We start from the raw sequence: 11,546 nt of genomic DNA, 5'->3' as shown, positions 1-11,546 counted from the left end.
TTAAGACGCTCGTCGCCGAAATAGCCGATATCCATCTCCGCCATCGCTCCGCTGCTAGAATCACGACGGCCTACACAGAATCACACGCGATTCATGCAATGCAAGAGATCTGTGCCCAAGCTAGCCCTTGTGGGAGAGGGTGGCTTCGCAGAGCGAAGCCGGGTGAGGGGTTCTATCCGCGAGTCCAACTCTCAGCGAGCGCGCGGAGAAAACCCCTCATCCGGCGCCATAGCCGAAGCTTCGCTTCGGCGTTCTTAAGAACGGCGGCCGAAGGCCGCCTATGCCACCTTCTCCCACAAGGGGAGAAGGATTGCAGCGTGCCTGCGGCAAGAGCACACCCCCTACAACGCCACCCGTCTCCCCTCCTCCGCCGCCCAATACCCCGCGTAGTTCACCTTGATCGTCTCATACGCGAGCGCCAGGTCCGACAGTGGCTGTCGTCCGGTCGCGACACATTCCATGAAATCCTGGATCTCTTGCAGATAGCCGCGCGTCCATTCCTCTTCGAGGCAGACATATTGCCAGCCGGTCTTGCGGTCGACTTTCTCGGTGATGTAGACGCCCGCGAGCTTCTCCTCGCTGGTCTGATAGCTCATCAGATGCGTGTTCGGGGTGATGTTGGCGAACAGCGAGCCGCCTGACGTATAGGTCTCGATCAGGTTGCGCACGCCGCCCATGATCATGTCGCCGGAGAGCACGGTGGCCTTGGTGCCGTCGGAGAAGGTGGCGGTGAGCGTGCCCCAGTCCTCGACATCGACGGGATTGGCCTTGATGTAGGCGCGCTCCTCCGGCTTGAGCACGGCAGTGACGTTGCCGACGTCGCAAGTGACGCTGGCGACGCGGATGCTCTCGCCCCGCGCGCTGGCTTCGACCTGTTTCAGATACAGCACGGCCGAGAGCGGATGACATCCCATCCGGATCAGCGAGCCGCCGCCGGTCATCGCCCATTGCGCCGCGTGCGCGGCGTGCGAGCCGGAATGGCTCTCCTCGCCCTTCATGAACAGGATCTTGTCCTTGGTCGCCTTGATGATCTCCGCGGTCTTGGTCACCGCCGGCGCATAGATCCAGTCCTCGGCATACATGAAGAGCTTATCCGTGCGCTCGATCGCGGCCCGGGTCTTGTCCATCTCTTCGATCACGCGCTCATACATCAGCGCCTTCGGCACGTGCTTGCCGATCGGCTGCTGATCGCGCTCGCGGCCGAAATAGCCGGCGAAGGGCTTTTCGCAGATCACATGCTTGCCGGCCTGCATCGCGCCGACGATCATCCCGGCATGAAGATTGGGCGGGGTGCAGATGTCGACGACGTCGAGATCGGCGTCAGCGATCAGATCGGCGAAGCTGCGATAGACGCGCGGGATGTTGTGTCGATCAGCGAATGCAACGACGTGGTCACCACGCGCCGCAACGGCCGCCACCTCGACATCCACGCCATAGACGCGCCGGAACGCATACATGTGCAGCTCCGACACGAAGCCGCAGCCGACGAGTCCCACCCTGATCCTGGCCATAGCGCCCCCTTGCTTTTGGGCGGCACTATAGCGCGCTCGGAGGCCTAATCCACCGAGACCCGCACCACGCCGTCGCTCATCATGCCAAGCGCGCGGGCGGCAGGCACCGAGAGATCGACGATGCGGCCGCGGATGAAGGGGCCGCGATCATTGACGCGGCACTGGATCGTGCGACCGCTATAGGACACCTTGAGCACGCTGCCGAACGGGCGCGTACGGTGGGCGCAGGTCATTTCCCCGCCCCTGCCGGCCTTTCCATATCCGTAATAGGAGGCAAGCCCGCTTTCGGCATGTGCAACAGAAAAAACAGAAAGCGAGAAAACGGTCAGACAACAAAAGAATAGCGTCGGCTGTGCTCGCACGGCACCGCTCCCCGGTTGGCCCTGCCCCGGCGCTGCAAACGTCGCTTGTTCCCCGGAGTTCCCGGAACTGGCGGGCTGCGCCCGCCCGTTCCATCAAAGATTGTTACTGTTTGTGAAACACCAGCGTGCGAACCTCGATGCTTTCGCGGGGCGCCGCATCGGCCGGCGTGGTCGGATCGACGAAGGCAGTGTGCGGCCCGAAGCGAGTGCGGCCGTCGGTTGCGGAATCGTAGCATTTGAGCAGCAGCGCCTCGTCCGGCGTCATCTCCGGGACATAGAACCAACGATGGTTCGGATTGTACTTCACCGAATAGGTCTCGCCGCGGCGGTTGGGATAGATCAGATCCGAAGCCACGAGATCGTCGGGCGCAACCGTCGTGCCGTCGGCCATTGCGAGCGGTGAATCGCGCAACGGGCCGCGGATCGGCCGCCACAGATTGATCACCTGCACGCGCCCCCTCAGCAACTCTTCGGCTTCATCAGGCAAGTGCTCGCGCACGCGGTTGGCTCCAGAGACGGCGGTCTGGTCGACGTGCACGCGTGTCGCCGGCTGGCGCGGGCCTTCACCACGAATGTCGGCGGCGCCATCGACGCGCTTGCGCACGGTATGGTCGAAAATGACGACGCGATCGGCCTTCAGCGTCGCGCGCAGGAAGGCTTCGACAGCGGGGTAGTAGACTGCCCTCACCTCCTCGTCGTTGTAGAAGTCCTTGACCTGCGTTGGATGGCGCACCAGCGCAAAGCCTTCACGATCGAGAGAGAAATTCTTGGCGATCAGCCGCGCATCGAAGATCGGCACCTGATGCGGCTCCGGCAGCGACGTGCTCTTGGGCTCGCCCGGCGGCGGATCGAAGGCGTAGGTGCGCGGCTTGCCCGTAACAGGCGCGAGATAATTGAGTTCGGCGGTGACGAAGGGAAGCGACTCGATTTTTGTTTCTTGCAGGCACATGGCCGGTCTCCCGATGTGGTCGTCGAATTGATTTCTGCGGGGATGCGACGTGGCGCAAGGGAGGTGGTGCAAATAGCAATAGGGGTGTTGTCAGCGCTGAGGAACATAGAAGGATCGTTTCGAGGATAGCGTTTGCGCTGGAAACCTCCTCCTCACCTCACAGGCGCTTGATGAGTTTGTGAGGTCTCGTGCCCCGGACGCAGCGCAGCGCTCCTTCAGCGATGCGCTGCAGAGCCGCGGCCCATCTCACCGAGAGCAATCTGCGCGGCATGGGTCCCGGCTCTGCGGAGCAGCGTTACACGCTGCGCCGCGTCCGGGACACGAGAGGGTACGCTACAACCCCGCCTTGGCAATTGCGTCCGCGAACGAGCGATCGACGATCTCGGCCGCATCGAGCTTCTGCTTGATCAGCCCCCAGCGGAAATAGAGGTCGATCGTGCTCTGCTCGTCCGCGACCACGCCGTCATCGATCGGCGCAATGCGGATCTTGGCGCGCGAGAGCCAGTTCTGCGGCACGGCGGTCGGGATGTTCATCAGCCTGCCCCAGGTCGCGGCGTAGCTGTCGACATTGTTCAGCGACCACGCCCGCGCCGCGGTGAGACGCCGGATGAAGTCGGCCAGCTCGGCACGCTTGTCTCTGATAGCGTCGGGCCTTGCGACCTGGAAGCTCAGACCCGGTGTCAGGCCTTCCGAGGTGATGATGCGGCGCGACTTGAACAGCACCTCCTCCTGGCTCACATACGGCTCCCAGGTCGACCATGCATCGACCGAGCCTTGCGTGTAGGCGATCTTGGCATCCGAAGGCGCCAGGAACGCGATCTGCACGTCGCTCGCACTCCAGCCGTTCTTCTCCAGCGCAGCGAGGATCAGCTGATGGCCGATCGAGCCGCGGCCGGTTGCGATCTTCTTGCCGCGCAGATCGGCAACGCTCTTGATCGGAGAATTCTCCGGCACGAGGATGGCGAGCCCCTCGCGCGTCTGCCGGATGGCGGCGATCGCCTTCACCGGTGCGCCGGAGGCGGCGGCGAAGGTGAAGGGCGCGTCGCCGACGAGCCCGGTCTCAATCGCACCGGCGCTCAGCGCCTCCAGCAGCGGAGCTGCTGCCGGAAATTCCTTCCACTCGATCTTGTAAGGCACGTCCTTGAGCACGCTGGCCGCTTCCATCACGGCCTGCGCATTGCCCTTCTGGTCGCCGACGCGCAAGGTGGTTTGCGCTGCCGCCAGCTCGAACGAGCCGAACAGCAGCGCACCGGCCAGCATGAGGCGGATCATTCCGCGGCCTCTCCGCGAACCGCCCGGCGCTTGGCGACCAGCTCGCGCGTCAGCGGGATCAGCTCCCGGCCATATTCGATGGCGTCAATCAGGGGATCGAAGCCGCGGATCAGGAAATGGCTGATGCCGAGGTCGTAATAATCGCCGAAGACTTCGGCGACCTGCTCGGGTGTTCCGACCAGCGCGGTGGTGTTGCTGTTGGCGCCGGTGAGCTTTGCGATCTTGGTCCAGAGCCGCTTGTCGATCCGGCTGCCCTGGTCGGCGAGGGCGAGCAGGCGCCGCGCACCGGCGGTGGCATGGCCGTCGGCGGGCTTGCGATAGCCGGTCTTGTCCTGCAGCGCGGTGGCGCACGCCAGAATATCTTCTGCCTTTTCCCAGGCCTGCTTTTCGGTCGGGGCAATGATCGGCCGCACTGAGAGACTGAAGCTCGGCGTCGGCCGGCCCTGCCTCACCGCCGCGTTGTGCACGCGCGAGGTGACATCGCGCACCTGCGCATAGGATTCGCCCCACAGCGCAAACGTGTCGGCGTGCTTGCCGGCGACGTCGATCGCCGCATCCGAGGCGCCGCCGAAATAGACGCGGATGCCCTCCGGGCGATACGGCTTCACCTGCGAGAAAGCATTCTCGACCTGGTAATACCTGCCCTTGTAGCTGAACGGCTTGTCGCTGACCCACTCCAGCTTGAGCACATCGAGGAATTCGGAGGTGCGGGCATAGCGCTCGTCCTTGTCGTCGAGCGTGTTGCCGTCCTGCCGGAGCTCGGTGGCGTTGCCGCCGGTGATGACATGGAGCGCGACCCTGCCGCGTGAAAACTGGTCGAGCACGGCGAACTGCCGCGCCAGCAGCGTCGGCGCGGTGAAGCCGGGCCGCTGCGCGATCAGCACATTGAGCCTCTCAGTGTGGTTGAGCACGTGTTGCGCGACCTGGAGCGCATCGGGCGTCGTCGAATGAAACGCCAGCAGCGCCCGATCGAAGCCGGCGTTCTCGTGCGCCTTCGCCACCGTCTCGATGTGGGTGGGATCGAGGACCGCCCCTTCGCGGACGATGGTCTCGGACGAATTGTTGTTGCTGATGAAGCCGATGAACTCGATCGACATGATCGTCCCCCTGTTTTTCAGAAAGGCTGGAGGCTCAATGCGGCATGGCCGAGGCCGATGCGCGTGGAATCGTCCTGCGGGGTGTGCACGCGCCCGCACAGCACGTCGCGATAATGCCGCTCCAGCGGATTGGTACGAGACAGGCCGTGATTGCCCGTCAGCGACAAGGCATCTTCGACCACGCCCACCGCGTTGTTGGTGACCGTCAGCTTGATCACGTTGGACTCGCCGCTGGAGAGATCGACACCGTCATCGAAATCGCGGGCGAACGTGTCGATCAACCGTGCATTGACCGTGAGCCGCGCCTCGATGGCACCGAGGATCTCCTGCGCGCGGGCTAAGGTCGCGAGTGGCGCACCGAGGCCGGCAGGAACGCGCTGCTTCAGGAACGTGATCAGCCAGTCGCGCGCGGCGCGGGCGACGCCATCGTAGATCGCGGCGACGAACACCGTGTGGACGGTCGCCTGCGTGGCGTCGAGCGTGCGCCAGTCCGCCGGCTTGCGCACGTCGATCTCGGCATCGAGCGGGATCACGACGTCGTCGAAGATGACGTCGTGGCTGCCGCTGGCGCGCAGGCCATGATGGTCCCAGGTCTCGACGATGCGCGTGCCCGGCAGGCCCGCCGGCACGAGGAACTGTCCGACGCGCGGCTCGGCCTCGTCCGTCCGCGTCCAGACCAGGTACCATTTCAGGATCGGCGCCCCCGTCGAATAGATCTTGTGGCCGGTGAGACGCCAGCCGGTGTCGGTACGTCGCGCGATCGTCGCCGGCAGGCCGCCGCGCGACGGCGAGCCGAGCTCCGGCTCGACGCGCAGCGCGTTGACGAGCGCAAGGCCTTCGACGCTCTCATGCGCGAGCTTGCGCGCCTGCCGCGCCGGCCAGGTCGGGCTGCGCGCCATGACGAGATGATTGATGTAGTGCATCGACAGCACCAGCGCGGTCGACGCATCGGCCTTGCCGACGATACCGAGGACGCGCGCGGCGTAGCGCGCGCCCGCTCCGCCGCCGCCATGGACCGCCGGCACCGTCAGCGACAGCAGGCCCGCCTCGGACAGTTCGCGAAAATTCTCGAGGGGAAAGCTGCCGGTACGGTCGTGCTCGGCTGCGCGCGCGGCGAAGACCTCGGCCAGCGCCTCGGCGCGCGCGATGTAGTCGGATTCGCTGCGAGCCGTGCGACCCTTGGCTGCAGAGGTTACCATGTGGCGTCCAGCCCCAACAGGCCGAGGATCTGGCGGCGCAGATCGGCGAGATATGGATCTCCGCGATGGCGCGGATATGGACGGTCCACGCGGATGTCAGCCTTCACGCGCGCGGGGCGCTCGCTGAACACGATGACGCGGTTGGCCAGCACGAGCGCCTCCTCGGCGTCATGCGTGACCAGGAGCGTGGTGAACCCCTTGCGCTGCCACAGCGAGACCAACTCGGCCTGCATGGTGATGCGGGTCAGCGAGTCCAGCTTTCCCAGCGGCTCGTCGAGGATCAGGATTTTTGGATCGTTCACCAGCGCCCGCGCCAACGCGACGCGCTGCGCCATGCCGCCGGAGAGCTGGTGCGGATAGGCGTTGCGGAACGACGACAGCCCGACGAGATCGAGCGCGGCGTCGACGCGGTGACGCTGGCTCTTCAAAATGCCCTGGGCCTCGAGGCCCAGGGCGACGTTGTCCCAGACCGACCGCCAGGGAAACAGGGTCGGATCCTGGAACACGACGACGCGCGAGGGATGCGGGTTTCGAATGCGCGCCTCGTCCTCCCGCAATCTCCCCGCCTTGGGCTTGTCGAGGCCAGCGACCAGCCGCAGCAAGGTCGATTTGCCGCAGCCGGACGGCCCAAGCAGCGCGACGAATTCGCCGGGCTCAACCGAGATGCTGACGTCGCTGAGCACCGGCAGCTCGGTCCCGTCGATGTCGAAGGCGTGGCTGACCTGCTCGATGTCGAGCGCGGCGCCCGCCGCCGGATGCATGACCGCTTCAGCAAGAGCTGTGGCTACCATTTGACGGTCCCCTTCTGCCAGACCAGGAGGCGATCGCGGATCGAAAACAGCAGCGTGATCGCGCCGGAGCAGAGCAGCGACATCACGATCAACGCCGCATACATGTTGGCGTAGGCGGCCCAGCCCTGCGCCCATTGCAGGTACCAGCCGAGCCCGGCCTTGACGCCGATCATCTCGGCGACGACGAGCACGGCGAAGGACGAGCCCAGCCCCATGAACAGCCCGACGAAGACGTGCGGCAACGCCGCGGGGATTGCGACCTTCAGAACCAGGAAGGACGGTTTTGCGCCGAGCGTGCGCGCAACATCGTAATAGGCGTTGCTGACGCTCGCGACGCCCGACCAGGTCAGCACGGTGACGGGAAAGCCCGTCGCCAGCGCAATCAGGAACGTCGAGGCGCTCCAGCTCGAGGGAAACGTGAAAAAGGCGATCGGCAGCCAGGCGGTCGCTGGTAGCGGACCGATAAAGCGCAGCACCGGATGCACCCAATAGCCGACCGCGCGCGACCAGCCGATCGAGACGCCGGTCAGGAAGCCGATCGCGACGCCGATCAGATAGCCGCCAAGCTGCAGCTTGATCGAGGCAAAGACGCTGTCGAGCAGTTTTGGCAGATCGTCGGTATAGACATCGATGATCGCCTGCGGCGGCGGAAAGAATGGCAGTGGCAGCCAGGCGAATTTTGCGGTCGCAACCTCCCAAACCGTCAGGAACGCACCGAGCGCGACCAGCCACGGCGCCCGCTTGTGCAACGCTTGTCCCGCCGCCCCGAGATAGTCGGCGCCGACGGTTCCGAACAGCGCGATCGCCGCGATGACGAAGGCGGCAATGCCGAGCGAGTGCGTGCGCGACCAGTCGCCGACGTCCGCCCACCACAGGCAAGACAGGCCGAAGGCGATCCAGGCGATGCTGGCGAGAACGCCGGCGCCGGAGTCCCGGATCCAGGTCGCAAGCAGCGGCGCGCGCGAGGAGCGCGGCGCGCCGGAGGCAAGGCCGTCAGACAGCGAATACGTCGACATAGATGCGCTCCGCGAATTTGGCCGTGTCGGTGCTCGGCTTGAACACCTGCACGCTCTTGAGATCGTCCGCATAGGCCTTGAGCTCGCGCTTGAGCACATCGCCGACGGGATGATGATGGTGGGTGTGGTAGCGCACCATGCCCTCGATGTCGGCGAGCGTCGCCGCCTTGGGCGCGTAGGGCTGGAACGATTTTGCGGCGACCGCGGAGTTCTGCGAGGTGAACATCGCGGCATCGAGCAGCGCCTGGGTGATGGCACGTGCGACCTGCGGCTCTTCGCGCACCAGGCTGCCGCGCAGGCCGAGGATGCAGCAGCTCTTTTCGCGGTACTCTCCGTCGAGATTGGATGCGACTTCCTTGTATTGCGTGTCCTTGAGCCAGAGATAAGCGAGCGGGTCTGACGAGAGGAACGCCTGCACCTCGCCCTTCTCGACGGCGACGTTGAGCAGATTGCCGGGATAGGCGCGCCAGTCGACATCCCTGACCGGATCGATACCGAGCTTGGCGAGCTGGATCGAGAAGAAGTTCTTGTCGGGCCCCGCGAGATCGCCGACCGCGACGATCTTGCCCTTGAGGTCGGCAAGCTTGCTGACGCCGGAGTCGGTGCGCGAAAGCACGCGCATGCAGCCGCCATGGGTGCCCGCGGCGATCTTGACATCAAACCCCTGCTCCAGCGGCTTCAGCCAACGCAGCGCCATGCCGAGCCCGGCATCGCTCTTGCCCGTCGCGATCGCCTCGAGCAGCTGGTCGGTCGAGCCGGAATAATTGACGAGCTCGACGTCCAGATTGTGCTTCTGGAAGAAGCCGTGCTCGATCGCGACCGGCACCGGCGCGAGACAGACGGCGCCGGCATTCCACGACAGTTTCAGCTTGCGCGGCGCGCCGGTGAGCGCAGGCGCGTCGGAGGCGGTGCGGCACAGCGGAAACTCCGAGAGGTCGACGCCGGGCGCGATCCCGCGCGGTGCGAAGGCCTGCGCCCCGAGCGCACCGAGCGGCGCCGCGAAGGCGGCGGCAAGCCCCGCCTGCAGCAGATGGCGCCGGTCGAATGTCGATCCGCTGCGCTTGTTGTCGTTGGTCATCGGCCCCTGGCTCCTGCGCTGGCACGGCTCCGCCATTTGCGCAACGGTTCGCGTTGCGCATGTTCCGTACGGAGCTGCGTTGAGAGAAAATTTTCCCGCCGGCGCTTCTCGCGCCGCGTTGATGCGATGCGCAAATCATGCGGCGCGTTCGCGGCATCGTCAATGAAATGGAATTTCGAATGTGGTGCGGAGCGAAGTCATTCTCTCCATCGGCGCGCGCGGGAACGATGAAAGGATTTTTGCAGATGCATCGACGTGCAGAGCGCGCCGCTCGCCCCTCGCTTGCTCCATCCGTGTGCATCTTTCCACCGTGCGCGCCGCGCGTTCTCGAAAGCACCGGTTCGTTGAAACGTCCTTGCTCATCGCATTCGCAATACGGTTTGCCATTTCATTGACTGCGTATCGCGCGCTCATAGACTTGATCGTCCCGCTGCATCTTTCGCTCACGCCTCATGAGCCAAGCAACAAGACGGATCCAATGAGCATCATCTCTCACGACCATTCCATCACCCGACGGCTCGCCGCATCGCTGCTCGCCGCCGCCATCACCTTGTCGACGGCCGCCGCGTCCTTTGCCGCCGACACCGTCGTGCTGCGCGTCGGCGACCAGAAAGGCGGCAACCGTTCGCTGCTGGAGATCTCAGGCTATGCGAAGGACCTGCCCTACAAGATCGAATGGTCGGAATTCCCCGCGGCCGCGCCGATCCTGGAAGCGCTCAACGCCGGCGCGCTCGACGTCGGCTACACCGGCGACCTCTCCTTCCTCTCGGTCTATGCGGCGGGCGCACCGATCAAGGCGATCGGCGGAACCAGGTCGGACGCCAAGACGCAGGCCATCCTCGTGCGTCAGGATTCGCCGATCAAATCGGCTGCCGACCTCAGGGGCAAGCGGCTTGCCGGCACGCGCGGCGGCTGGGGCCAGTTCCTGATCAACGCGACATTGGAGAAGGCACAGATCAGGCTGGAGGATGCGACCTTCGCGCCGCTCGGCCCGGTCGATGCCAAGATCGCCCTGGTCGCCGGCTCGATCGACGCCTGGGCGGTGTGGGAGCCCTACGTCTCGTTCGCGACGTTGAAAGACAAGGCCCGCGTGATCGCCGACGGCGAGGGCCTGACACCGACCATTACCTTCATCGTCGCCTCCGACAACGCCATCGCCACCAAACGCGCGGCGGTGCAGGATCTGGTGCAGCGGCTGAACAAGGCGCGGCTGTGGTCGCTGGATCACCTTCCGGAATATGCCAGGAACACGGCCGAGCTGACCAAGCTGCCCGAAGACGTACTGCTGTCAGCCTACACCGCGCAGCGCACCAGCCCGATCGTGATCGACGAGAGCGTGGTCAAGGAGGTGCAGGAAGCCTCGGACCGCTCGACGCGCTACGCAATCCTGCCAAAGAAGATCGACGTCAGCAAAGCCCTCGACCGCAGCTTCACGGCTGCGGCCGCAGGATCGAACTAGGTGGAGGCGGCGGGATGCGCGCACCTCGCCTCAAGCCCGGCCCGCTGCATCTCGCCACGATCGTGCTCATGCATTTCGCATGCATGAGCCTGATCGTGTGGCTCTCGTTCTAGCCGCGCGGTCTCACCAATATCTGTAGTAGCGACGGTGATAAACCCGGTACGGCCGGTAATAGCCATAGCTGTAATACGGACGATAAGGCCGATAGTATCGCGGATAGGCATAGGACGGCCCGTAGCCATAGCCGTAATAGGCCGGGGCATAACCATAGCCGTACCCCGGATAACCATAGCCGCCATAGTACGGTCCGCCATAATAGCCGTAGCCGTAAGGGGCGCCGGCCGCGATGGCACCGCCGATGATCGCACCGGCCGCGAGACCACCAAGACCCCAGCCCCATCCGCCGCCGCGCCAATGCACCTGCGCGACGTCGTCGCCGGCCGCAGCCTTCATCGTCGCGACGTTCGTCGGCATCGGGCCCGCCGTGGCCTGCCCGATCTGGGCCGCCATGACCGCGCCGGCCAGCGAACAGGCAATTGCCGTCTTCCAGATCCTCATCGTCGTACTCCCTGTCTGACCTTTCGCTTGGAGAAGGATCGCAGCGTCATGATCGGGCATCCTTGCGCCAAGTCAAAGCCTGGAATTTGCGTGCACTGCACAAGACGCATGTCTCCGATTGATGAACCGGTGCCCGGCGAGGATTGACGACTTCGTCGCCTGTGACACCCGTGCGACGGCGCCTGAGGCCCGAACACCCGGCAAGGCATTAAGCTTCCGGTGCATTCGCAACCAACAACCACCTTCACGATTTA

General features: G+C 64.8%; 11 protein-coding genes. 1 reads left to right on the top strand and 10 read right to left on the bottom strand.

What is annotated here, in order from left to right:
• Positions 1-341: 341 nt before the first annotated feature.
• The 9 genes from CVM73_RS34545 to CVM73_RS34505 all read right to left on the bottom strand — a co-directional run bounded on the left by CVM73_RS34545 (position 342) and on the right by CVM73_RS34505 (position 9,275).
• Positions 342-1,511 carry a Gfo/Idh/MocA family protein gene (locus tag CVM73_RS34545; protein WP_100236234.1) on the bottom strand — a complete coding sequence of 390 codons (1,170 nt, stop codon included), beginning with the start codon at positions 1,509-1,511 and terminating at the stop codon, positions 342-344.
• A 44-nt stretch (positions 1,512-1,555) separates the two neighbouring features.
• Positions 1,556-1,873: a septal ring lytic transglycosylase RlpA family protein gene (locus tag CVM73_RS34540; RefSeq protein ID WP_100236233.1), complete on the bottom strand. Its 318-nt coding sequence runs from the start codon at positions 1,871-1,873 to the stop codon at positions 1,556-1,558.
• Positions 1,874-1,976: 103 nt separating this feature from the next.
• Entirely contained in the window at positions 1,977-2,822 is an 846-nt protein-coding gene (locus CVM73_RS34535) for a CmcJ/NvfI family oxidoreductase (protein WP_100236232.1), read from the bottom strand.
• A 333-nt stretch (positions 2,823-3,155) separates the two neighbouring features.
• Positions 3,156-4,094 carry an ABC transporter substrate-binding protein gene (locus CVM73_RS34530; protein ID WP_100236231.1) on the bottom strand — a complete coding sequence of 313 codons (939 nt, stop codon included), beginning with the start codon at positions 4,092-4,094 and terminating at the stop codon, positions 3,156-3,158.
• Positions 4,091-5,191, bottom strand: coding sequence for an LLM class flavin-dependent oxidoreductase (locus CVM73_RS34525; protein WP_100236230.1), 1,101 nt, complete (start codon positions 5,189-5,191; stop codon positions 4,091-4,093). The genes CVM73_RS34530 and CVM73_RS34525 overlap by 4 nt, the downstream gene beginning before the upstream one ends.
• Positions 5,192-5,208: 17 nt before the next feature.
• The gene (locus CVM73_RS34520) at positions 5,209-6,390 is read right to left on the bottom strand and encodes an acyl-CoA dehydrogenase family protein (protein ID WP_100236229.1); all 1,182 of its coding nucleotides are present in this window, start codon (positions 6,388-6,390) and stop codon (positions 5,209-5,211) included.
• Entirely contained in the window at positions 6,384-7,181 is a 798-nt protein-coding gene (locus CVM73_RS34515) for an ABC transporter ATP-binding protein (protein WP_100236228.1), read from the bottom strand. The genes CVM73_RS34520 and CVM73_RS34515 overlap by 7 nt, the downstream gene beginning before the upstream one ends.
• On the bottom strand, positions 7,175-8,197 hold the full coding sequence (locus tag CVM73_RS34510; RefSeq protein ID WP_100236227.1) for an ABC transporter permease: 1,023 nt from the start codon (positions 8,195-8,197) through the stop codon (positions 7,175-7,177). The genes CVM73_RS34515 and CVM73_RS34510 overlap by 7 nt, the downstream gene beginning before the upstream one ends.
• Positions 8,175-9,275: an ABC transporter substrate-binding protein gene (locus tag CVM73_RS34505; protein WP_100236226.1), complete on the bottom strand. Its 1,101-nt coding sequence runs from the start codon at positions 9,273-9,275 to the stop codon at positions 8,175-8,177. Before CVM73_RS34505 ends, CVM73_RS34510 begins: the two co-directional genes overlap by 23 nt.
• A 478-nt stretch (positions 9,276-9,753) precedes the next feature.
• Between CVM73_RS34505 and CVM73_RS34500 the strand changes: the two genes are divergently transcribed.
• Positions 9,754-10,734: an ABC transporter substrate-binding protein gene (locus tag CVM73_RS34500; protein ID WP_100236239.1), complete on the top strand. Its 981-nt coding sequence runs from the start codon at positions 9,754-9,756 to the stop codon at positions 10,732-10,734.
• Positions 10,735-10,857: 123 nt separating this feature from the next.
• Here CVM73_RS34500 and CVM73_RS34495 read toward each other — a convergent pair whose 3' ends face one another.
• On the bottom strand, positions 10,858-11,292 hold the full coding sequence (locus CVM73_RS34495; RefSeq protein WP_100236225.1) for a hypothetical protein: 435 nt from the start codon (positions 11,290-11,292) through the stop codon (positions 10,858-10,860).
• Positions 11,293-11,546: the final 254 nt, after the last annotated feature.

The sequence above is a fragment of the Bradyrhizobium forestalis genome, from assembly GCF_002795245.1.
In the GTDB taxonomy this organism is placed as follows: domain Bacteria; phylum Pseudomonadota; class Alphaproteobacteria; order Rhizobiales; family Xanthobacteraceae; genus Bradyrhizobium; species Bradyrhizobium forestalis.
The sequence above is the reverse complement of the archived record's forward strand: the minus strand, read 5'-3'. Positions and strand labels throughout refer to the sequence as shown.

Excerpts from the sequence above, each read along its gene's own strand:
- CVM73_RS34515 (WP_100236228.1), bottom strand. The coding sequence starts at position 7,181 with ATGGTAGCCACAGCTCTTGCTGAAGCGGTCATGCATCCGGCGGCGGGC.
- CVM73_RS34525 (WP_100236230.1), bottom strand. The coding sequence starts at position 5,191 with ATGTCGATCGAGTTCATCGGCTTCATCAGCAACAACAATTCGTCCGAG.
- CVM73_RS34530 (WP_100236231.1), bottom strand. The coding sequence starts at position 4,094 with ATGATCCGCCTCATGCTGGCCGGTGCGCTGCTGTTCGGCTCGTTCGAG.
- CVM73_RS34505 (WP_100236226.1), bottom strand. The coding sequence starts at position 9,275 with ATGACCAACGACAACAAGCGCAGCGGATCGACATTCGACCGGCGCCAT.
- CVM73_RS34545 (WP_100236234.1), bottom strand. The coding sequence starts at position 1,511 with ATGGCCAGGATCAGGGTGGGACTCGTCGGCTGCGGCTTCGTGTCGGAG.
- CVM73_RS34495 (WP_100236225.1), bottom strand. The coding sequence starts at position 11,292 with ATGAGGATCTGGAAGACGGCAATTGCCTGTTCGCTGGCCGGCGCGGTC.
- CVM73_RS34535 (WP_100236232.1), bottom strand. The coding sequence starts at position 2,822 with ATGTGCCTGCAAGAAACAAAAATCGAGTCGCTTCCCTTCGTCACCGCC.
- CVM73_RS34520 (WP_100236229.1), bottom strand. The coding sequence starts at position 6,390 with ATGGTAACCTCTGCAGCCAAGGGTCGCACGGCTCGCAGCGAATCCGAC.
- CVM73_RS34510 (WP_100236227.1), bottom strand. The coding sequence starts at position 8,197 with ATGTCGACGTATTCGCTGTCTGACGGCCTTGCCTCCGGCGCGCCGCGC.
- CVM73_RS34500 (WP_100236239.1), top strand. The coding sequence starts at position 9,754 with ATGAGCATCATCTCTCACGACCATTCCATCACCCGACGGCTCGCCGCA.